Origin of the sequence: Sphingomonas adhaesiva (genome assembly GCF_036946125.1) — a bacterium.
In the GTDB taxonomy this organism is placed as follows: domain Bacteria; phylum Pseudomonadota; class Alphaproteobacteria; order Sphingomonadales; family Sphingomonadaceae; genus Sphingomonas; species Sphingomonas adhaesiva_A.
The window spans coordinates 1,259,544-1,281,363 of record NZ_JAQIJT010000001.1 but is presented as its reverse complement, the minus strand read 5'-3'; the positions used below and the strand labels follow the sequence as shown (position 1 = coordinate 1,281,363).

The 21,820-nt window shown below is 64.6% G+C and carries 19 protein-coding genes and 2 pseudogenes; 11 read left to right on the top strand and 10 right to left on the bottom strand.

Annotation, left to right across the window (positions count from 1 at the left end):
* Positions 1-156: 156 nt before the first annotated feature.
* The 6 genes from PGN23_RS06140 to PGN23_RS06115 all read left to right on the top strand — a co-directional run bounded on the left by PGN23_RS06140 (position 157) and on the right by PGN23_RS06115 (position 7,259).
* On the top strand, positions 157-1,593 hold the full coding sequence (locus PGN23_RS06140; RefSeq protein ID WP_335302094.1) for a TolC family protein: 1,437 nt from the start codon (positions 157-159) through the stop codon (positions 1,591-1,593).
* Positions 1,590-2,852: an efflux RND transporter periplasmic adaptor subunit gene (locus PGN23_RS06135; protein WP_335301979.1), complete on the top strand. Its 1,263-nt coding sequence runs from the start codon at positions 1,590-1,592 to the stop codon at positions 2,850-2,852. The genes PGN23_RS06140 and PGN23_RS06135 overlap by 4 nt, the downstream gene beginning before the upstream one ends.
* Positions 2,849-6,136 (top strand): efflux RND transporter permease subunit, encoded by a 3,288-nt coding sequence (locus PGN23_RS06130; RefSeq protein WP_335301978.1) that lies wholly within the window; start codon positions 2,849-2,851, stop codon positions 6,134-6,136. Before PGN23_RS06135 ends, PGN23_RS06130 begins: the two co-directional genes overlap by 4 nt.
* A 4-nt stretch (positions 6,137-6,140) precedes the next feature.
* Positions 6,141-6,296 (top strand): hypothetical protein, encoded by a 156-nt coding sequence (locus tag PGN23_RS06125; protein ID WP_335301977.1) that lies wholly within the window; start codon positions 6,141-6,143, stop codon positions 6,294-6,296.
* A 45-nt stretch (positions 6,297-6,341) separates the two neighbouring features.
* Positions 6,342-6,818 carry a hypothetical protein gene (locus PGN23_RS06120; protein ID WP_335301976.1) on the top strand — a complete coding sequence of 159 codons (477 nt, stop codon included), beginning with the start codon at positions 6,342-6,344 and terminating at the stop codon, positions 6,816-6,818.
* A gap of 195 nt (positions 6,819-7,013) precedes the next feature.
* The gene (locus PGN23_RS06115) at positions 7,014-7,259 is read left to right on the top strand and encodes a patatin-like phospholipase family protein (RefSeq protein ID WP_335301975.1); all 246 of its coding nucleotides are present in this window, start codon (positions 7,014-7,016) and stop codon (positions 7,257-7,259) included.
* Here PGN23_RS06115 and PGN23_RS06110 read toward each other — a convergent pair.
* Positions 7,222-8,145: pseudogene (locus tag PGN23_RS06110) on the bottom strand (IS3 family transposase); the annotation flags it as partial. The gene PGN23_RS06115 and the pseudogene PGN23_RS06110 sit on opposite strands and share 38 nt — an antisense overlap.
* A 32-nt stretch (positions 8,146-8,177) precedes the next feature.
* On the opposite strand from PGN23_RS06110, the gene PGN23_RS06105 reads away from it, so the two are divergent.
* Positions 8,178-9,194, top strand: a complete 1,017-nt coding sequence (locus PGN23_RS06105; RefSeq protein ID WP_335301974.1) for an IS110 family transposase — start codon at positions 8,178-8,180, stop codon at positions 9,192-9,194.
* A 244-nt stretch (positions 9,195-9,438) separates the two neighbouring features.
* Here PGN23_RS06105 and PGN23_RS06100 read toward each other — a convergent pair.
* A pseudogene (locus PGN23_RS06100) lies at positions 9,439-9,794 on the bottom strand (transposase); the annotation flags it as partial.
* A gap of 115 nt (positions 9,795-9,909) precedes the next feature.
* Between PGN23_RS06100 and PGN23_RS06095 the strand changes: the two are divergent.
* Entirely contained in the window at positions 9,910-10,713 is an 804-nt protein-coding gene (locus PGN23_RS06095; protein ID WP_335301973.1) for a patatin-like phospholipase family protein, read from the top strand.
* A 176-nt stretch (positions 10,714-10,889) separates the two neighbouring features.
* The gene (locus PGN23_RS06090) at positions 10,890-11,783 is read left to right on the top strand and encodes a phytanoyl-CoA dioxygenase family protein (protein ID WP_335302093.1); all 894 of its coding nucleotides are present in this window, start codon (positions 10,890-10,892) and stop codon (positions 11,781-11,783) included.
* 247 nt (positions 11,784-12,030) lie between these two features.
* On the opposite strand, the gene PGN23_RS06085 is transcribed toward PGN23_RS06090, so the two are convergent.
* A complete protein-coding gene (locus PGN23_RS06085) occupies positions 12,031-13,095 on the bottom strand; it encodes a hypothetical protein (protein WP_335301972.1) in 1,065 nt (354 codons plus the stop codon).
* A gap of 365 nt (positions 13,096-13,460) precedes the next feature.
* On the opposite strand from PGN23_RS06085, the gene PGN23_RS06080 reads away from it, so the two are divergent.
* Together PGN23_RS06080 and PGN23_RS06075 are read left to right on the top strand one after the other, a co-directional pair.
* Positions 13,461-13,787: a DUF736 domain-containing protein gene (locus tag PGN23_RS06080; RefSeq protein WP_335301971.1), complete on the top strand. Its 327-nt coding sequence runs from the start codon at positions 13,461-13,463 to the stop codon at positions 13,785-13,787.
* Between the two features lie 504 nt (positions 13,788-14,291).
* Positions 14,292-14,651 (top strand): hypothetical protein, encoded by a 360-nt coding sequence (locus PGN23_RS06075; protein ID WP_335301970.1) that lies wholly within the window; start codon positions 14,292-14,294, stop codon positions 14,649-14,651.
* Positions 14,652-15,073: 422 nt separating this feature from the next.
* Here the strand turns inward: PGN23_RS06075 and PGN23_RS06070 are convergent, their stop codons facing one another.
* The 7 genes from PGN23_RS06070 to PGN23_RS06040 form a co-directional block, all read right to left on the bottom strand.
* Positions 15,074-15,691 (bottom strand): plasmid pRiA4b ORF-3 family protein, encoded by a 618-nt coding sequence (locus PGN23_RS06070; protein WP_335301969.1) that lies wholly within the window; start codon positions 15,689-15,691, stop codon positions 15,074-15,076.
* On the bottom strand, positions 15,688-17,295 hold the full coding sequence (gene tnpC, locus PGN23_RS06065) for an IS66 family transposase (protein ID WP_335302092.1): 1,608 nt from the start codon (positions 17,293-17,295) through the stop codon (positions 15,688-15,690). The genes PGN23_RS06070 and tnpC overlap by 4 nt, the downstream gene beginning before the upstream one ends.
* A 118-nt stretch (positions 17,296-17,413) precedes the next feature.
* Positions 17,414-17,761 (bottom strand): IS66 family insertion sequence element accessory protein TnpB, encoded by a 348-nt coding sequence (tnpB, locus tag PGN23_RS06060; RefSeq protein ID WP_335301968.1) that lies wholly within the window; start codon positions 17,759-17,761, stop codon positions 17,414-17,416.
* Positions 17,758-18,144 carry an IS66-like element accessory protein TnpA gene (tnpA, locus tag PGN23_RS06055; RefSeq protein ID WP_335301967.1) on the bottom strand — a complete coding sequence of 129 codons (387 nt, stop codon included), beginning with the start codon at positions 18,142-18,144 and terminating at the stop codon, positions 17,758-17,760. Before tnpA ends, tnpB begins: the two co-directional genes overlap by 4 nt.
* Before the next feature lie 334 nt (positions 18,145-18,478).
* Positions 18,479-19,579: a DNA methyltransferase gene (locus tag PGN23_RS06050; protein ID WP_335301966.1), complete on the bottom strand. Its 1,101-nt coding sequence runs from the start codon at positions 19,577-19,579 to the stop codon at positions 18,479-18,481.
* Positions 19,576-20,646 (bottom strand): hypothetical protein, encoded by a 1,071-nt coding sequence (locus tag PGN23_RS06045; RefSeq protein WP_335301965.1) that lies wholly within the window; start codon positions 20,644-20,646, stop codon positions 19,576-19,578. The genes PGN23_RS06050 and PGN23_RS06045 overlap by 4 nt, the downstream gene beginning before the upstream one ends.
* A complete protein-coding gene (locus PGN23_RS06040) occupies positions 20,643-21,683 on the bottom strand; it encodes a hypothetical protein (RefSeq protein WP_335301964.1) in 1,041 nt (346 codons plus the stop codon). The genes PGN23_RS06045 and PGN23_RS06040 overlap by 4 nt, the downstream gene beginning before the upstream one ends.
* Between the last annotated feature and the right edge of the window lie 137 nt (positions 21,684-21,820).

Below are 21,820 nucleotides of genomic sequence, written 5' to 3'. Positions count from 1 at the left end.
TTGTTGGTCTTAACGAACCTTACAGGTTGCGTTAAATTAGTTCGCGCTTACTAGATCGGCCGCTGGTTCTATAAAAGGGGCGTCCAAGCGGTGCATGGTTGTTCGTCGCCGCCCGGATCGACGGTGGCAGGGGGAAGAGCGGTCGCGCGATTGACGGTGATCGGCGCGGCGATCCTGCTGGCCGGATGCGCAGCCCGCGAGACGGAGCGACCCGCGGCTGCGGTCCCCGTGCCGCCCTCGTTCGCGACGCCCGCGCTTTCCGCATCTAGCTCTTATGTCGCCGACGACCAATGGTGGACGGGATTCGGCGACGCGCGACTGGCCGCGTTCGTCGACCAAGCGGTGAATCGCAACCCGCAGGTCGGCCAGGCGATCGGCGAGTTGCGTCAGGCGAACGCGCAGGCGCGGATCGCGCGCGCCGACGGCCTGCCGCAGGTCAGCGCCGCCTTCAACGCCGCCCGCCAGCGTTTCAACCTCGCCGGCGCCGCCCCGGTCGACGACCTGGAGGGCGGCGGTATCCCGCTGCCCAGCGGCTTCACCTTCAACACGTTCCAGGTCTCCGCCGACGTCAGCTGGGAACTGGATTTGTGGGGCCGCATCGGATCGCAGACCGCGGCGGCGCGCGCCGACTATCTCGCCTCCGCCGAGAATCTGCGCGGCGTGCGCCAGTCGATCGCGGCGGAGGCGACGCGCCTCTATTTCACGGTCGCCGAGGCGCGCGCTCAGGTGTCGCTGGCGGAGGCGACGGTACGTTCGGTCGGCGAAGTGACGCGCCAGTTGCGCGACCGGGCCGCGGTCGGCGTCGCCTCACCCAGCGACCGGGCGCTCGCCGATGCGAACTTCGCGTCGGTCAACGGCAATCTGGCGCAGCGCCGCGAGACGCTGGCGCGCACCACACGCGAGCTGGAGGTGCTGCTGCGCGAATATCCCGGCGGCACGCTGGAGACGGCCGCCTTCCTGCCCGACCTGCCGCCGCCGCCCGCCGCCGGCGTGCCCGCCGACCTGCTGGCGCGCCGGCCGGACGTCGCCGCCGCCGAACTGGCGCTGCGCGCGGCGGGATTTCGTCTCACCGCGGCGCAGCGGTCGTTCCTGCCCGGCCTGTCGCTGAGCGGCAATATCGGCACCGTCGGCAACAGCCTCGACCGGCTGTTCGCGCCGGGGTCGCTGATCTGGTCGATCGCGGGCAGCGTGCTTCAGCCGATCTTCCAGGGCGGGCGGCTACGTGCGCAGGTGATCCAGGCGGAGGGCGCGCGCAAGCAGGCGCTGGAAGCCTATGCCGAGGTCGCGCTGCGGGCGCTGTCCGAGGTGGAGATCGCGCTGTCGGTCGACCGCCATCTGGTGGATCGCGAGCGGTTCGCGCTGGAGGCCGCGGTGGCGGCGGAAACCGCGGCGCGTGTCGCCTTCGATCGCTATCGCGAGGGCATCGACCCCTTCATCGCGGTGCAGGAAAGCCAGCAACAGGCGCTCGACAGCCGCGGCGCCTATCTGTCCGCGCGGCGTGCGCGGCTCGACAATCGGATCAACCTGCATCTGGCGCTCGGCGGCGGCTTCGAGGAAGCGCCCGACGTCACGCTGGCGGAGACACCCAAGTGACCATCGCCCTCCGCCCGTTCGCGACCTTCCTGCTGCTGGGCCTCGCCGCCTGCGGTTCCTCCGGCGAGGAGGCGGACAACGGTTCCGCCGACGACGACGTGGTCAGCGTCCGCGCCGTGCCGGTCGAGGTTCGCACGGTGCAGGCGTGGACCTATGGCCAGGGCACGGCGCGCGCGGTACGGCGCGAGTTCCTGAGCTTCACTGGCGAGGGCCGCGTCACCTATGTCGATCCGGCGCTGGAGATCGGCAGGCCGGTGCGGCGCGGCCAGCTGATCGCCAACCTGGAGCCCGACCGGGTGCGATCGGACCTGGTGGCGGCGCGGTCCGAGGTCGCCGCGTCACGCGCGGCGCAGCGCGAGGCGGATGCGACGCTGGAGGTCGCGCGCCTGGCGATGGAACGGTTCCGGACGCTGCGCGCGCGGGGCTCGGCTTCGCCGCAGGAGTTCGACCAGGCACGCGCCGAGTATGAGCAGGCGCTGGCCGCCAAGCGCCGTGCCGACGCGCAGGCGACCACCAACCGCGCCCGTGCCGACCAGCAGCGCGTGATCTTCTCCGAGACCCGGCTGGTGTCGCCGATCGACGGCGTTCTGGCCCGGCTGAATGTCGAGCGGGGACGCCTGTTCTCGCCCCAGGCGGTACAGGGCACGGACGAGCAATCGGCGCTGCGCAGCGTGCCGGCGGTGGTGATCGATCCGTCCAGCTTCGAGATCACCGCCGAACTGCCCGCGAGCGAGTTCCGCCAGATCCGCGTCGGCAGCGAGGTGCTGGTCGGCCTCGGCCAGGAGCAGGCAGGCGCGGGCCGGGGCGACGAACGCTATGGGCGCGAGGCCGGGCCGCCGCTGCCCGTGGCCAGCTACCGCGTGCGTGGCCGCGTCCATGCGATCGGCGCCTCGCTCGATCCGGAAACACGCACGTTTGAGGTGATCGTGCGCACCACCACCCCGCGCCCGCCGGTGCAGGACGGCGAGTTCGTCGCCTTGTGGATCGCGCGGCCGGTCGGCGAGGAGAAGCCGACCATTCCGCTCGACAGCGTCCGCTATCGCAACGACCGGCCGTTCGTGTTCGTGGTCGACGCGCAAAACGGCGTCGCGCGCGAGCGGCCGATCCGGCTGGGGGCGCAGGGCGGGGGGCGGCACGTCGTGCTCGACGGCCTTCGCGCCGGCGAACGCGTGGTGACCGATGGCCGGTCGCAGCTCAACGACGAACAGCGCATCCGGCTGCTGCCGCCCAAGCGCGACGACGCGGATCGGGCGCGATGAGCGCGTCCGATCGGGACGAATCCGAGGGGGACGCGCAGGAGGCGGATCGCCCGCAGGACGGCGACGAGGCCCGCGAGACGGATCGCCCGCAGGAAAGCGACGAGGTGCGCGACGCATCGCCGCTGGCGCGCTTCTTCTTCCTCAAGACTACCTTCGCGATCCTGCTGGTGGCCGTGCTGACGGTCGGCGGCCTCTTCGCCTATGGCATGCTGACCAAGGAGGCGCTGCCCGACCTCGACATCCCGCGTGCGACGATCACCACCACATGGCCCGGCGCCGACGCGCGCTCGATCGAGGAGCAGGTGACCGACAATATCGAGGACGAGCTGACCAGCCTGTCGGGCGTGCGGTCGATCGACAGCGCCTCCTATGACAGTTTCTCCGTCATCTCGGTCGAGTTCGAGGCGTCGGTCAATTCCGAGACCGCGATGGCCGAACTGCGCGCCGCGGTATCCGATGCCGAGGCGGAGCTGCCCGAGGCGGCGGAGCAGCCGACGGTGACGCAGGTCACGGTCGACGACCGGCCGATCCTGACGCTGGCGCTGACCGGATCGGTCGACGCGCGCACGCTCAGCCAGCTCGGGCGCGACGTGCAGGACCGGCTGGAACGCGTCACCGGCGTCGACGAGGTGACGCTGGGCGGCGAGCGGGAGGAGGTGGTGCAGATCCTGCTCCAGCCCGACCGGATGCTGGCGCTCGGTGTGTCGGCGACCGCGGTGCGCGACGCGGTAACGGGCGCCAACGTCGAACAGCCCTTCGGCGAGATACGGAGTGCGGCGATCGGCGCGGTGGTGCGGCTGGAGGGGCGGTTCCGCGACCTGGACGACCTGCGCGCGCTGCCCGTGGCACGCCAGCAGCAGGGCAACGTCACCGCCCGCGCGGTGCGGCTGGACGAGGTCGCCAAGGTTCGCCGCACGATCGAGCGCGAGGAGACGCGCGCCGCCTTTACGGCGGGCGGACGGCCTTATGTGCCGGCGCTGGAGGTGTCGATCACCAAGACGCCGGGTGCCGATACGGTGGAGGTGGTCGGGCAGGTGCTCGACATCATCCGCGAGATGCGCGGCGGACCGGAATGGGCGCAGGGCGTCGACTATCGGGTGGTGCAGGACGGCGCGGAGGACATCTGGTCGTCGCTGGGCGAGGTGTTCGTCAGCGGTCTCCAGTCGATGCTGATCGTCTTCGTCATCCTGTTCATAACGATCGCATGGCGCGAGGCGCTCATCACCGGCCTGTCGATCCCGATCACCTTCGCGGGCGTGCTGCTGTTCCTGCTGTTGATGGGGCAGACGCTGAACGAGCTGGTCATCATCGGCATGGTGATCGCGCTGGTGCTCATCATCGACGTGTTCATCATCATGATGGAAGGGCTGCACGACGAGATCTACGTGCAGAAGGCGACATTCGGGCAGGCGGTGCTGCGCACCTTTGCGCGCTACGGCAAGCCCGCCTTCGCCGCGCAGATCACCACCATCCTCGCGCTCGTCCCGCTGATGTCGATCGGTGGGGTCGCGGGCACGTTCATCCGCATCCTGCCGCTGACGACGGTACTGTGCCTGGTGATCGCGTTCGTGCTGGCGCTGTTCGCGGCGATGCCGCTGGCGCGCTGGCTGCTGAAGCCGCCCGAAGACGACGGGGACGAGGATACGGAAAGCCGCGCCGACCGGGTGACGCGCAAGGCGATGGACTGGCTGGAGGCGTGGAACACCAAGCACGTGCTCGGCAGCAAGCGGCGCGCGAAGATCTGGGTGTTCGGCGCGTTTGGCGTCTTCGCCCTGTCGGCGGTGGCGTTCACGCAGACACGGGTCGAGCTGTTCCCGATGGCCGATGCCGACCAGCTCGGCATCAACATCGAACTGCCGCCCACCACCCCGCTGGCGGAGACGCAAAAGGTGGCCGACGCGGTTGGCGAGATCATCCGCGAGAAGGCCTACCTGCGCAATACGGTGATGCTGACCGGGCGCAAGAGCCCGTTCGCGGCCGGATCGGTCGCCGGCCAACTCCAGCCGGACGAGGCGGAGAACTTCATCGGCTTTTCCAGCATCTTCGCCGACCGGGGCGATCGCGACGGCTTGTCCTACGAACTGGCCGAGGATCTGCGGCACGAACTGGCCGGCTGGCTGCAACGCAACGTCGCCGGCGCCGTGCTCCAGGTCGTGCCGCAGCAGCTCTCCCCCAATCCCGGCGATCCGATCGAGATCGAGATCGAGGGGCCCGACATCGACACGCTGCGGCGCATGTCGCGGCAGGTGCAGGCCGCGTTGCGCAAGGGTGGCGGCGTGACGGACGTGCGCGACAACATCGTCCTCAACCCGGAGATCAACGTCCAGCCCGATCGCGAGGCGGCGGATTTCTTCGGCATCGCGCACGGCGATCTGGCAGGGCAGCTGCGCGCCGCGTTCAGCTCCGACGAGATCGGCGATTTCGGCACTGGCCCCGCAGAGGACGATATCGAGATCCGCCTCGGCACCGAATGGCCGAGCAACCCCGGCGAGGCGGGGCCGCCGCGCGACCTATCCGAACTGGCGATGATCCGCGCCTTCACCCCACAGGGGCGGCCGGTGGCGCTGACCCAGCTCATCAAGCCCGGCATGGGCGAAGGGCCCGTCGCCATCAGCCATGCCGGCGGCGAGCGCGCGCTGACCGTGCTGGCGCGCAACCAGGGCCGCACCGTCACCGAGATCGTCGGCGACCTGGAACCGAGGCTGGAGGAGATGCAGGCGGGCTGGCCCCAAGGCTATCGCTATCGCATCGGCGGCGAGGCGGAGGATACAGGCGAGACGTTCGGATCGGCCGGCGTCGCGCTGGTCGTGGCGATCATGCTGATGATCGGCGTGCTGGTCATCATGTTCGACAGCTTCGCGCAGGCGTTCATCATCGTCGCGACCATGCCGCTCGCGATGATCGGCGCGTTCGTCGGCTTCTTCGTGTTCGGCCTGTCCTTCTCGTTCTTCGCGATGATCGGGCTCGTTTCGCTGATCGGCATCGTCATCAACACCGGCATCATCATGGTCGACACGATGAACCGCGAGTTGCAGGGCGGTGCCTCGATCGTTGAGGCGGCGGCGGCAGGATCGGCGCGGCGCCTCCGCCCGGTCGTCACGACCTCGGTCACGACGATCATCGGCCTCATCCCCCTGACGATCAGCAGCGACGCGTACCGGCCGCTGACGCTGGTCATCATCTTCGGCCTGATCTCGGCGACGATCCTCGCGCTGTTCGTGGTACCCGCGCTCTACCTCTTGCTCACCAAGGAGGAAAACGCCCGCGAGCCGGCGCTGGACTGACGCGGTGGGCCTCACCTTCCTGGCAGCCCTGTTCCTCGCTGGAACGCATATGGCGCGGCAGGACGGACCGGCGGCGTCGGACCGGTTGCGGTCGTTCGCCGGCGGGGTCGGCGTTGCCTATGTCTTCGTCATCGTGCTGCCGCTGCTGTCGACCTGGTAGGGTGCCGCCAGCGACGAACTGGAGGCGGACCGCCTGGTGTTCTTCGTGGCGCTGGTCGGCCTGTCGGCCTATCATGCGCTCGACCTGTGGGCGACACGGCTGGACCGGAAGGAACAGCGCAACGCAGCGAGCGCGGTGCATATCGGCCGTGCCATGCTCTACAGGCTCGCGGTCGGCTTCGTCCTTGCCGACTATGGCGAACGCAGCGCCGCCTGGCTGGCGGCCTATACAGGTGGGATCGGGCTCCATTTCTTCCTCAGCGCGCGCGTCCACGCGCCCGACGAGCGCCCTTCGGGCTATCAGCGCCTCGCGCTTGCCGCCGCCGTTCCGGTCGGCTGGGCGCTCAGCCGCGGCATCGCCCATCCGCTGAACATCACCGCCCTGCTGTTCGCCGCCATGGGAGGCGCCACGGTGATCGACGTGCTGGCGGACGAACTGGCCCGCCGCGACAAGGGGGTGCCGGGCTGGTTCCTGCTCGGCGTGAGCAGCATCGTGGTGCTTGCCTTCGGCCTGCGCCTTTGACCTTGCGGCGCGAAAAGCAGACCTGTTCCTAGGTTGCGAATTATTCGGAATCGAGACGATATCGACCTCGTTATGCTGCGTTGCAGCCAAACATGGATCAGACCGTTTGGTCCGTAGCGGCTGCATCCGACGGCCTTTCGCGGAGAGGTTCGACTTCCGTGATCCGATGGATCACCGTGTTCGGGATAGGCGACGATGACGGATCACAGCAGTTTCCAGGTATCAGGCTACGGTCGTCCGAGGCTGGCGCTGGCGTTGCAGGGTGGCGGGGCGCACGGTGCCTATGGCTGGGGCGTGCTGGAACGCCTGCTGGCCGAGGACGTCGAGATCGTCGCCGTCAGCGGCACCAGCGCCGGCGCGCTCAACGGCACCGCGCTGGTCGCCGGGCTCGTGTTGTTGCCCCCTAAATGGCTGACAGGGCCTCGCGTGTTGTCGCGATGAACTCGCGGGGTGACCTGTAGCCGAGGGCGCGGTGTGGATGCACCTCATTATAGTGGTCGAGCCAAGCTGGCAGCTGCGCGATGACGGTCTGCGCGTCGGGCTTGGGGTTCACGCGGACGTAATCGCGCTTGAGGGTGCGGACGAACGCCTCGGCCATGCCGTTGGACTGCGGGCTGCTGACCGGGGTGGTGCGCGGCACCAGCCCGATGTCGCGGGCAAAGGTGCGGGTGTCGCGGGCGGTATAGCAGCTGCCGTTATCCGTCAGCCACTCGATTGGCTGGGGTACCCGGTTCACCCGACCGTAGCGGTGCTCGACGGTGGCGACCATCAGGTCCTGCACATCCTCGGCGGTGATGTCGCTCGTGGTTGCCACATGCCCCATTGCCTCGCGGTCGCAGCAGTCGAGCGCGAACGCGACGCGCACCTTCTCGCCGTTGTCACAGGCGATCTCCAGCCCGTCTGAGCACCAGCGAGTGTTGCGCTGGTCGACGGCGACACGGCCGTCGTGACGGCGCTCCTCGTGCCGTCCGCCCCCTCTTTGGAGCAGCAGTCCATGCACCTTCATGACGCGGTAGACGCGCTTGGGATTGGGAGCAGCGCGACCGGTCTGCTCGGCTTGGCGGCGCAGCAGGGCATGGACGCGGCGATAACCGTAGGTGGGCAGATCGGCGACAAGCGCCCGGATGTCGGCGACCAAGTCGGCATCCGGCAATGGTGGCCGTCCGCGCGGTCGTGGCGGTGGTCGGTTGCGCATCGCAGACAGATGCGGGCGGGCGACGCCGAGCGCATCGGCTACCGCGCTCATAGAATGTCCCCGGGCAGCGAGGTCGAGCGCAAGAGCTGTTGTGGGATGGTCCGCCCCCTTACGGAGGGACGCAGTCAGGAGCATCCTGGCCGCCTTTACCGAGGAGGACCGTCATGACAGAGGTAGCGGTAATCGGCATCGACATTGGCAAGATGTCATTCCACCTGGTGGCGCTGGATGCTACGGGTGCGATCCAGTGGAAAAAGAAGGTCAGCCGTGCGCAGCTGATGCGGCACATGGATGCGCTGCCCCGCTGCCTGGTCGGAATGGAGGCGTGTTGCGGTGCCCACCACCTCGCGCGTGAGCTGACGGCGCTCGACCATAACGTCCGGCTGATGGCGCCTCAGTTCGTCAAGCCGTTCCTCAAATCCAACAAGAACGACTATCTCGATGCCGAGGCGGTGCAGCGGCCGACGATGCGGTTCGTGCCCGCGAAGTCAGTCGAGCAGCTCGACCTGCAGGCACTGCACCGCGTGCGCGAGCGGTTGGTGAGCCGCAGGACAGCAGTCATCAACCAGATCCGCGCCTTCCTACTGGAGCGCGGTATCGTGTTTCACGCAGGGCGGCGTCACATGGCGCGCGAGATGCCAGCGCTGTTCACCGACGAGCGCTCTACGCTGTCGCTGCGGATGCGCATGATCCTGCAGCAGCTCTGGGACGAATGGCGGAGACTCGAAACCGACATCGGCACCGTGACCAAGGAGATCGAAGCGATTGCCGCCGCGGACGAGGGTTGTCGACGGCTGCTGGCCATCCCTGGCGTCGGACCGCTCGTCGCCACGGCACTCGTCGCAGCCGTAGCCGATGGCACCGGCTTCAAGCGCGGCCGCGACCTCGCCGCCTGGCTCGGCCTCGTCCCGCGTCAGCATTCCACCGGCGGTAAGTCGACGCTGCTCGGCATGTCCAAGCGCGGCAACAGTCACCTGCGCCGCCTGTTCATCCACGGCGCTCGGTCAGCGAGTATGCACATGAAACGCGAGCAGGGACTCGGCCCGTGGCTCGACCAGCTCGAGATGCGAACGCACAAGAACGTCGCGGTCGTCGCGCTGGCGAACAAGATCGTACGCATCAGTTGGGCGGTGCTCGCCCGGCAGGAGCAGTATCGGCCACCCGTGCCGATCGCCGCCTGAACCGAGCACCCGCGCAAAGAGGTCTGCAAGCAGAGGAGTGATGGCAAGCAGTCGATGGTGACACGGTCGAAGCCTGACCAAAAATGCAGCCGTCAAAAGGCTGGAGCAGTTTGAAAGGACGACCGTGGCGCGTATCCCATCATGGCCAGGGGCCGAGATGCCCCACAAACAGGCCGGATACATTTACGCAGACTGTGCTGCCAACCGCATCTCACGCTTGCCAGACGGGGGCGGACCATACATTTTTTGGGCCTGCGGCCCGGGACACGGCCTCACGCAGCAGCTCGTTCTCCATGGCCTTCTTGCCGAGCAGCCGCTGCAGTTCGCGCACCTGCGCCTCCAGCGCCCGGTACTCGGACGCTGGCACCACCTCCTCGCCGGCTGCCGCGGCGGTCAGCGCCCCCTGGTTCATCAGGCGCCGCCAGGTGAAGACCTGGCTGCCGCTGATGCCGTGCTGGCGGGCGACGAGCGACACGCTCATTCCCGGAAGATACGTCTCCTCGACGATCCGGACCTTCTCCTCCGGTGTCCACCTTTCCGGCGCTGGACACCGGAGAGGACCTCGCCGTCATTGTAACGCCTGGTCGTACCGTCAGTCATATGCCTCACTCTTATCCAAGAGCGAGGCCCTGTCAGGTCATTTGAGGGGCCACCTCAGCTCGCCACCGGCGGCACCGAGGGCGCACTGGACGGATTGGAGCGCTTGTGGCGTGCGGTGTCGCGCGGCTCCCCTCTCCAGGCGTTCGACCTCCACGACTGGGCCGGGCCGCTGTTCGAGCCCGTGATGCGGCGGTCGCTGGAGATGGGCAAGCTGTTCGGCCGCTATTTCGCGCCCTTCATGCCGCATGTCCGGGACATGAGCGCGCTGCGGCGCATCGTTGCGTCCAGCATCGATCTGGACGCGCTGACGCGCCCGAATGCGGTGCCGCTGCATATCTCGGCCACCAGGGTCGCCACCGGCGCGGCGCGGCTGTTCACGGGAGCCGACGTCACGCTGCACGCGATCATGGCGTCCGCCTGCCTGCCCGACCTGTTCGCCGCGGTGGAGATCGACGGGCAGGATTACTGGGACGGCGGCTTTTCCGCCAATCCGGCGCTGGAACCGCTGATCTTCGACGGACATGGCGCGACCGACGTGCTCATCATCCAGATAACCCCCTTCGCGAACGAGAACATATCGTCGTCGCTGGCCGGCACCATAGGGCGGATGAACGACATCAGCTTCAACGCCTGCCTGCTGCGAGACCTGAAGGCGCTGACCGGTATCAAGGAAGTTATCGGCGATACCGCGTCGTCGCCCCGGATAAGGGCGCTGGCAGAAACCGGCCTGCACCTGATGGAAGCATCGCCCGAACTGTGCATGCTCGGAGCGGCGAGCAAACTGGACACGCGCGGCTCACGGATCGAGGCGCTGCGCATACTGGGCCGCGAGCGAGCCGATGCGTGGCTTGCCGAACACCGCAATGCTCTCGGCCGCGCCTCGACGCTGATCGGGCTGCCGGAAACCGTGGCGGCATGACCCTGCGCAGGAACGCTGCGGGAGGATGGCGGATCGCGCTGCTGGCCATCCAGACCCTGGCCGGGCTGTTCGGACTGGCGATGCTGGGCCTCGGGGCATGGCTGATCGTGCTGGGCGGGCAACGGCATTGCAGCATCGCCGGTTTCGCTCGCCGACGCGGCGTGAGGAGCAATCCGATGATCGATGAGGAACAGCCAGCCGCCGAGCTTTTGAAGCGCGGCTTCTGCATTCTGCGCGGGATTGCACCGGTCGAGACCATGACGGCACTCGACCGCGATCTCGACGCGCAGTTCGCGACCACGCCTTATTGCGACGGCGACTTTTATGGCCGGGCCACCAAACGCCTGGGTGGATTGCTCCTGCGCTCGCGCCAAGCCGAGGCGCTCGTCCAGCATCCGGATGTACTGGCGCTCGCGGAGCAGGTGCTTTTACCCTGGTGCGATCGCGTTGCGCTCAATCTGACCCAGGCGATCGAGATTCATCCTGGCGCGCTCGCGCAATATCCGCACCGCGACGAGGATATGTGGGGCGGACCCAAAGGCGCGGTCGAATATCTCGTCAATGTGATGTGGCCGCTGGTGCCGTTCTCACCCGACAATGGCGCGACCCGGCTCTGGCCCGGCAGTCACCGCGATCGTTCGGTTCATGGCACCGAGATCGATACCGTCGTGCCGGCGCTGGACCCCGGCGACGCGCTGCTGTTTCTCGGTAGCACCTTGCACGGAGGCGGCGAAAACCGGACCCGCCAGGCCCGCCGTGGCATCATCGTCAGCTATTGTCTTGGCTGGCTCAAGCCGTTCGAAAATCAATGGCTGGTCTATCCGCCCGACGTCGCGCGGACCTTCGATCCCGAACTCGCCGCGCTCATCGGCTATGTCCAGCACCGCCCCAATCTTGGCAATGTCGAAGGGCGCTGCCCTTCCGAATTGCTCTGGCCGACCGGTGGAGGATTGCCGGCGGCCGACGCCTTGCTGCCAGCGCAGAACGAGGCGCTCGCGGTGCATGTTGCCGAGCAAATGGCGGCGCGCGCCGGGCTCCTCGGCGGCTGGCCTCCGCTCGCTTGGCTTTGAAATAGCCTATCAACGCGCTGAAAATCACGCCCCCAGCGGTCATCACGACGCCAGTCGTCGGATCGAACTTCAGCCCCGCAACGACGCCCACGGCGGCGACGATCGTCGAGATGACGATCGGAAAGTCCTCCTTGATCGAGAAATCCAGCTTCATCCCACGCTCCAATCCCATTTGCTGATCGGTCGGCCACCTATCGGTGGATCAGCAATCAAACCGCGCCAATGCCGCCCTCCCGGCGGCAGGCGATCAATCCGGAGCGCTCTTCGAACGCCACGCTTTCGGCAGGAAGTCCGGTATCGGCACGGGCTGTTGCAGAAAGATATACTGCACATAGCTTCCGAAACGACTGCGGCTCTCCCGCAGTATGTCCTCGCACCGAACAACGGCATCAAGATCGCGGGCAACGCCTTTCCAATGGATGCGCTCGTCGGTGCCAACCCGAAAACTGAGCGCCGCCCGGAGGATATTCTGAGCGCGGGTCATGCTCCCGGTGCTCGTGAACGATTGCACCGCGCGATCTTCATCGACCTGCGAATTGCTTTCCATGGCTGCCAGCACCGTCCACTGCATCGCAGCCGGTAACTTGGTTTCGGCATTGCCGGCGCCGTCATGAAAATAGGCCCGGCGCATGGTGAACTCGGCGGCGTAGCCATCCTTCGTCAGCTGCTTCTCACCGGTTCGCTCCATCTCGAACCGCAATCCGGCACCGGCGACCGGGACCAGATAAAAGTCTCCACCGATCAGGCTCATCAGATCCGCCTTGATGACGTCTTCGAGCGAGTATTCGACACCATCATCCTCGACAACGCCGGTGGCAAACGGGTCGAACAACAGCCACATATCGAGCGCGCGGCAGCGCCAGCCAATCAGCAGCGGATGCCCGATGGTCCTGGCATAAGCCGCCAAGCGTTCGCGATAATCAAGCTTCAGGCGAAGATGGGGCTCCTGGGTCGTCTTCACTTCGATCAGGGCCACCACCCGCTCGTCGCCCGACTCAAAAACGGCGAGAAGATCGGGGATTTGCTGGGCCTTGGGATCAGCAACGAAATCATCTTCACTAAGCCGGTGAACCATCCGGCACGGGCCGAACCAGCGTAAGATCGCGGCCAGTTCTACCTCGGCGGACAGCCCATATTCGACATGCTCGGCCGCTTTCAGGAAGCGCGGAATATCGTCAATCTTCCAGTCGAGCGTCTCCGCCACACGCGCGATGACGTGACCTGCATCGATCGCGTTGAAGGGTTTGGCCGACCGCGTTCGCAGCGTGCTCCCCTCTCGTGACGTCGTCTCCGCGTTAGGCTTTCGTGGCATCCTGATTCCTTGTCACGCAGTTCGGTCGAGCGGACACAGTCTTTACCTCAAATTGCTGTGGTTCGCTGGGTGATTGCGGCCTGATCTGCCCGCCATGATCACCAAGTCGATCGCGCGGCACACGGCCTCTCGCGATTGGCGGTCTGGCCGAGAACGGCTGTGCCTCGAACGCTCATACGCGCAACGCCTGCGCCGATATTTTCTTCCCCTGGCGCTGAAGCACCATTCCTCGCGCACCAAGAAAATCCCGCCTCCGCCGTCCTTCGCTACCGCTGCGGGGCTGCGCCTGCGCGCGCGTTCGTCCCGTCCTCATCCACGCCATCGAGGCCGCGGTGGTCGCGGGTTCGAACATCTGGAGACGCAAAATGGCAAGCATCGGCACATTCACCAAGAACACCGACGGCTCATTTATCGGCGAGATCGTCACGCTTTCCGTCCAGGCGAAGAACGTCCGGATCATTCCCGAGGAGACCCGTTCGAGCGACAATGCCCCCACGCACCGCATCATGGTGGGTCGCGCCGAAATCGGCGCCGGCTGGACCAAAACGTCGAGCGAAGGTCGGGTCGATCTCGGCCTGAAGTTCGACGACCCGAGCTTTATCGCACCGATCTACGCGAACCTCTTCGAGGATGCCGATGGCAAGGCGCACAGCCTGATCTGGTCGCGCCAGAGCCGCCGGAACGGCGACTGATCGCGCACCCGGGACCGCACGCCCCGGCGTGCGGTCCCGCCCTATCGAAATCGGCGAACGCGGATTGCGATAGTCCCGCCGCACCGGCCGCTCCGCCAGACCCTGCCTGCCCAGCGCCGCGTGTCGCGGCGCCACACAGGAAGACCAGATGAGCGACGATGACGAAATCGTTCGAATTGAACAAGGCTCGGCACCCCCGTCAGCGTCGTTGTTCGCGATCCGCAAGGGGGGCGAATAGCCTCGGGCGTGGGTGGGGCTCGTCTCGGCAAGGCCCAGCATGACGGCCGCCGGAACACCTATCAAGGCCGGCGGCCCCTCCAATTTTGCCGCGAACCGGAGCGTGCTGCGCACGCGAGTTTGTTTGTTTTCAGCGCAACAAAATCGGTTCGTCCGCCGCCGCTTCGCGGCGCTTCCGGCTTTGCCTTCAGCGGCCCTGACAGGCGCTCCGCCGCCCGTCCTTGAGGCTTCACCCTCGATGTGAGGGAGCAAGCGAAGGAGGTTCTCATGAGCATGATTCAGAGCATCGGAACAGCGTCGGATCGCGTGATGGCGGCGCTGATTTCGGGACTGGAACTGGAGTTTGGACGCGGCGCGGGAGAGGCATTGGCGCATCGGTTTCTTGAGGCCGAGGAGACGGATTTTCACTGGGATGCGCGCATTCAGGAGCGCTGGATCGGCGCATATGAGAATATCCGCGACGATGATCTCGAATTGGATCGGGTGAGGATTTACGGTCGGTTGGACGGCAAATGGTTTGTCGCGGTGATGATCGTCGATGGCGATGGCAACGCGCATGGCATGATGGGAAAGCGCACATTCGATCGCAGGAAGGGGGCGGAAATGGCATTCGCGCAGGCACAATAGCTTACGTGAGATCGAGGAGCGGCGCTCATCCATGTCGAACTCGATACCCATCTGATGGGCCGTCTGCGCGCTGATGCGCGCCATTTCCTTTATGAGCGGCATCAGCGCCTCGGTCGGAGGCGGCCAATTCACATAACGACCTGCCATGGAAACCTCATGATGGTGGTTCATCGGTCTTTATCGGACGGCCCAGCCGCAAATCGGTATCTTTTTAGCGCAAGAACTCCTCGTTCTGCCGCATCGGTTCGCTGCAATCCGCCATGGAAACCGGGTTGCAAACCGGGTTGCGATCGTCTTAAAAGACAATTCATCTAATGATTCCAATGGGTTTTGGCGGGCCGCGCCAGACCCGGATGAGCACTACGTCTACGCCATAGCCCTCTAAACGTAAGCATCCGGTGTGGGCCGCAGGTGCGTCAACTTTACTGGATCGCGTTTCGGCTTTTGGCGAAGCCAGCCTTGCCGAGGGTTCGGCGGCGAGCGAGCTTTTGGACGCGCTTCAGGATTTCGTCACGGCGGATGTCGTCGGGGTCGAACGGGCCGCCATGCCATTCCAACAGTTCCGCGTGGCTTTCGTGTTTGGGATCCGCGAGGGCTTCGAGGAACATCTCGAAGCCAGGCAGGCCGCCGACGTCCTCCGGCGGTGCGCGGCCCATTCCGTCGACGAAGCGCGGGTATTCGAGCGTGGGGTCCGCGTCCTCGACGACCTCGACCTTGATGGTGAAGCGCCAATCGTCGCCGAAGTCGTAGGTGTAGGTGAGTTCGCGCAGGCCACGCTCGGCGAATTGGCCGATCCTGGCTGTCTTGGCCGAATGGGTCTTGTCGCCGGGGCTGTCCCATTCGGGATCGGGGATGGCGTAACGCTTGCCCTCGACGCGGAACTCGAAGAGATGACGATCCTCGAAGGGCATGGCGGCCTGAACGAGGTCGTGCAAGGCCTTCAGCGATTCGGTTGCGGGTACTTCGACACGCCGCCAGATGGCGGGCTTCCAGTCGCCGAGTTGGATGTGCAGGCGAAGAATGCGATCGGATGAGCTCATGCCGCCAGTCTGGCGGATGGCGGCTTCCAGTTCCAGGGCAGGAGTTCAGGCAACCGGCTCTGAGGCATGTCGTTGATGCGGGCAAGGACGTCGGCGAGCCAGGCTTGCGGATCGATGTCGTTGAGCTTTGCGGTGTTGATGAGCGTGGCCATGGCGGCGGCGCGCTCGGCCCCTCGATCCGAGCCGGCGAAGAGCCATGCCTTTCGACCGAGGGCGAACCCTCTGAGGGCGCGTTCGGCGGCGTTGTTGCTGAGGCAGATGCGACCATCGTCGAGGAAGCCGGTGAAGCGCTCCCAGCGCCGCAGCATATAGTCGATCGGCTGGGAGACGCTCGCCCAGCGCGACAGGCGGGAGCGCTCCTCGCGCATCCAGGCTTCCATCTCGGCCACCAGCGGCGCGCTCTGTTCCTGGCGAACCCGCCGTCGTTCGGTCGCGTCCCGGCCGTTGAGGGCACGCTCGACAGCAAACAGGGCGTCGATGCGCTTCACCGCCTCCAGCGCAATCGGCGAGATCGCCGCGACCGTGTTCGCTCGTCGCGCCCTGGCGGCGATGTCGGCCAGTTCGAAGAACTGCCGGCGCGAGTGAGCCCAGCACAGCGCCGGCGTGATGGGCCCCGGCAGACGCGACGGATCGTAGAGGCCGTTATAGCCCGCGTAGGCGTCGGCCTGAAGGATGCCGGCCCAGCCTTCGAGATGCCGCTCGGCATGTCCGGCGGTGCGGTCGCGGGAGGCATGGTAGAGGACTGCCGGCGGCGCCGGTCCACCGAAGGGCCGGTCGTCGCGCACATAGGTCCAGATCCGGCCCGTGACGGTCCGGCCCTTGGCCAGGATCGGCACGGTGGTGTCGTCGCCGTGCAGACGCTCGGCGCCAAAGACATGGGCCTGGATCAGATCATGGAGCGGGCGCAGGACACTTGTGCATGTGCCGACCTGATCGGCCAGCGTCGAGACGGACAGTTCGATCCCTTCTCGTGCGGTGCGTTCCGACTGCCGGTTCAGCGGCATGTGCTGGCCGTACTTCTCGAACAGGATCGTCGCTAGGAGGTTGGGACCGAGAAAGCCGCGAGGTGCGACGTGGAACGGCGCGGGCGGCTGGGTGATGCTCTCGCAGTCCCGGCAGGTGAACTTCTCGCGTACCGTCTGGATCACCTTCCACCGGCGCGGGATCATCTCCAAAGTCTCGGTCACGTCCTCGCCCAGCTTGCGCAGCCGGTCCGAGCCGCAGCAGGCGCAGGCTATCGGACCGGGCACCACGACGCGCTCGCGCGGCAGATGCTCCGGGAACGGCTTTCGACCGCCGCGGCGTCGGCGTTCGAGAGCCGCAACCGACACGGTCTTCATCGCAGCGTCCCCGGCTGCGATCTCGTCCTCGCTGGCTGACACCTCGGCGTCTTCGAGCTGCAGTTCCAACTGATCGAGAAGGCGGGCGGTGCGCTCGGAGCGTGTGCCGTAGAGTTCGCGACGAAGCTTCTCGATCTGCAGCTTCAGATGGGCGATCAACGCTTCGACGTCGGTGGCCTTTGCCTTGGCGTAAGCCGCCTCGGCGATCGCCTGGGCCGCGCCGGCTTCGGCCTCCAGGCGAGCGGCGCGCTCGGCGAGGATCATCGCGTGCGCGTCGACAAGGCTGCAGGGAAGATCGGCGGCACTCGTCATGGACTGGATGGAATCACATCCAGCGACGCATGCAACCTTCTGAAGCGATCTCCCCCGAACGATCGGTCCGTCAGCCGACCGAGGTCGGACGCCAGGTCCGCTGCGGGTTGCGCCAGTCGATGCCCTCCAGGAGATAGGCCATCTGCGCCGGGGTGATCGACACCACGCCGTCCGCGGGAGACGGCCAAAGGAAGCGGCCGCGCTCCAGCTTCTTCGTGAACAGACACGCGCCCTGGCCGTCGTGCCAGATCACCTTGAGAAGGTCACCGCGCCGCCCCCGGAAGCAGAACAGATGGCCGCTCAGCGGATCGCGCCGCAGAACCTCCTGCACCTGAAGCGATAGGCCAGGAAAGCCCTTGCGCATGTCGGTGTGCCCGGTCGCCAGCCAGACCCGGACCCCCGAGGGGATCGGGATCACACCAGCGTCTCCAGTGCCCGGACGACACGAAGAAGAGCGTCGGCATCGACATCGCGATCGACAAGGATCCGCCGCCCGTTCGCGGTGACGATCTCCAAACGACCGTCGCTCGGCCTCGTCACGCTTGGCTCCGCCACGATCACCGCCGGCACGAACCCCGAAACAGATCCACCTCCCAGCCGGCCCTCGCGATACGCCTTGCGCCAAGCGAACATCAACTGGTTCGAGATGCCGTGTCGGCGCGCCGTCGCCGAAGCCGTACGCGGCTCCAGGAAACTCTCTTCCACCACCCGGACTTTCGCCGCCTCGGACCAGCGACGGCGGCGGCCCGTGTCCACGATCTCAAGGCGGTGCGGCTGTCGACTATCAGTACGGATATCCATACCGACAGTCAGCTATGTCCCCACCAGCCCCGCAAGATGGCCCCCGCCGGATGCTTACCTCTAAACCCCGATCTGCCCGGCATTGGGGTCATCGGACATCATCTCGGGAACGTCACGCAAGGGGCTGACAAGCGCGCAAAACACGGGTCACAGCAGAACGCGGCGGCGGGCTCCGTAACGCTGACGGCTGACGACCTCGCCGTTATCGGCCGCACCCGGCTGCCGGAGAGTCAGCGGCACTCGCTACACCGAAGAGGCGTTGGCGCTGGTATATCGATGAATTCACGGTTGCCATTGGCGCAGACCCGCATAGCATTTCGCGGGTCTGAGCTATCTATGCTGCCCTTACTACGAAGTCGTACTCAACCCTCTTGCCTTTTGTTCCCGGTCGAAAGACATTCGTTTGTCTATTCTTGATTTCCGACACATCAAGCGGTTGGATCACATCGAGAACAGGTGAGCCCAATCCTTCTCGAAGAGAGGTTAGTACGCCGTTTTCAAGTTCATCAGGCGCAAAACTCATGCCGCCAATTCTAATTACGATCGTACAGTCAGGTGCCAGAAGGCCGCTTATGCCGTTCCATGCAGCCGCCAGAAATGTCCAATAGGCGGCCGAAGTGCCATGCCGGGCGTCCGCAAAAATGCGGCCTTTTGGACGTTCCGCACCTCCAAGAAACCACAGCCGGAGCCACTGGTCCTCGCCGTAATCTGTTGTATCGAGGTAAGGCGGTGACGTGACGACTAACTTTACCTGACCACGAAGTTTTCGGAACATTTTCGTGGCGTTCCGAACGTCGCCGATCCTGGCTTCGCCGACCAGAGCGGGAACGCCGCGTGCGAGTCTGAAATCAACCTGCCGTTTGAGGATTTCAAATACATCTCGCTGGGGAGGTACAAGCTCCTTCTCTGCCCACCACCGCACCGAATAGTCTGGTTTGGTAGAAATCGTGCGCGGCATCCGGTTAGAGAAACAGTTCTGCGATTTATGTGATTCTCCATGCAGACAACCGAGAGCCATCGCTGCAATGAAGCGATCGACTTTGCTGGACCTCCATTGAAGCGCAGTGCGCAAAAAAACCAATTGCCTTAGTGTCATTGGCGCATAGCATGCTTCGAAAAATTCGCTGGTCGGGACTTCTATAACGCCAGCGTCTGCGCATTGCGTCTTCAAGGCTTCAATGCGATTCAACAATGCGGCGCGCGTAGGCGGATCGGCCTTTGCCGCAGATACACAAGCAGCGACTGGATTGATATCCAAGCCGTAGGCTTGGCGGCCGAGCAGCAAGCTCTCAAATATAGTCGTTCCTCGACCACTGAATGGATCGAAAACAATGTCACCGGGATTCGTGAACGCCAAAACGTAGCGCTCGACAAAGCCGGGAGGAAACATCGCGAAGTACGGGCAGATCGAATGAAGAGGATGGACCACGCTCATGCCGCCAGCCTCACCGCATCGGAGGCAGTCTTCGACCAGACGAAGAGGTCGTCCAATTTATCAACCGCATCCTTCACAGACGGCTGAACGTCACGTAGCGCTTCCATGCTCCAACGAACAACACGTAAGCGATCGATGATTACTCCCATCTCCGCTTCATTCTGTCGATAAAATCCATTCATCGCATCTTCAGTGCGAAGGCGGTGCGCGTTTTCCTTTTCCGAATAAAGGGGAAAAGGGGTGAGCAGGGCAGGAATCCAATGTTTAGATGGCGTCAGGGTGTAGAACGAGTCCATCCGGTCGACTTTTCCTTTCACCGGCTTACCAACCCAATCCATACCCGATGCGCATTGGCCATACATAATCAGCTTCGCTGGGCGACCGTCATGATGATCGCGCCAAGCAACCACATCGATGCCACCATCCTTGGCATAAATCGTTTCACCCGGCGGTGCTGCTGGAGCTGGCGTGCCTTGACGTAGTAGGCTGGCGAGTTTGCGAACTGCCTCGATGAAAGGTGTTTGATCGGGACGAGGATGACCGAACCAATAGGCATCACCACTCATGTATCCAGCGGCAGCAATCGTCGCGCAAATCTGAAAGGCGTTACCCATGTCAGGATCGGCGCGAAGTTTTGCCGCTTTGGCGTTAATCAAGCCACCACGAATGCCGGTCATGTAGAGGCAGGCAACATAAATTGCCCTTCCCTGCTGCACGAGCTCATTCTCTGAAGCCTTCGACACGACGAGACTTAACCGGCGCTTCGTGATGGTCAAATCGAACGGGTAAGCATCTCCCAAGACTCTCTTGCGGTTGGCAATTTCCTCAAAAACTGCATCTAGCGCGCGCTCAGTAGCCGGATCGACAATATCGGGATCGTCCTCCGGCGCGTCGGGATCAAGGTCTTCTGCTACGAAAGCAGCCCTGTCCTCCAGGATGTCGTTGGCAGTAGCGATGTCGCCATCCGTGGCAGACTGCTGAGGACGGGCAAGTGCGAGAATCTCCAGCCAATCGGCGGAGAGTGAGAAGGAGCGCTGAATGTCAGGTGCAACCAGAGGCCCGCTCACAAGTCGTCGTCCAAGCCTTCGAGTTGCGCGCGTTTATCTCTGAAGTTTTTGAACAGATCGCGCGCAGCGCCCCACAACCGCTGTCCCAGCTCGTATGTGCTGGCTCGCCCATCAAACGAACTCACAATCGCTGCGGCACTTTCGGTATGGCGAACGGCTTGGATTAGAGCGTTTTCAAGTCTCGTCGTTTGAGGTTCAAGTTCCTCAAACGCTATGCTGAGGTTTCGCGTGGTATTCAGCATTTCAAGCGTGCGTTCATTGCCAATCACGTCCGCAAGTCGATTCAGGTCCGGATTTTGTGATCGAACAACGGCGGGCTCGCGTTCGCCTTGGCCGTACAGCCAAGACATCAGCTTTTGAAGGCGATCGGCGTTCTCCGCAGGAACGGGATCGGTACCTTCGTCATCCTTAAGGTCAAGCCACTGCTTTATCGACGACCGGGTCAATGCGGTGTAAAGATGCGAGAATGCGAAGCGCCGTGCGGTCCGCCGCTCCGGATCGAAGCCTAGCGAAAGAGCCTGCTTGTAGACGCGATAGCCCTCGACCAACCGTGTTACGGTATTAAAAGTATCACCCAGCGACCGGCTAATTTCCTCAAGAGACGCGCCGTCAGCGTGCCAATCCGCTGCGTATTTGGCTTTTGACATCGCATCCCATTTTTGAGGGCCATTGATGTGCTTAAAGCCGATGAATTTTCGGGCTTCCGCGGCATCATTAACCAGGACCGCTCGAATCTCGTCGGGCATCGCCGCGGGGGTGGGTTCAGCCGGAAGCTTGATGCCCAATTTCTCGCGAAGAGCTGCATTCCTAATCAGGCGCAGCGCTGCAACGCGTCGATTGCCCTCCAAAACGACGCTATCGCCACGCCTTACTACGATCGGTTCAAAGTCCATGAAACCGGAATTTAGAATAGAGAGGAGCAACTCTGGTATGTCTGCATTAGCATAGAGGTACGCAATCATCTCCGCCTCATCGGCGAAGCTGAGATCCACGAAGCGAGGATTGTTTAAATCCAGCTTAACGTTGTCGACCGTCACAGGGCCTATTTCATGGCCTGCGGCCGCCGGCATCTGATTCCCCTTCGATATGCCCACCACCTCGCGGCGCGGCCGAGTTAGCTCTATACGCCTCCTGTCTGTCACGGAAGAGGTTTGCGATCCGGTAATCACGAATT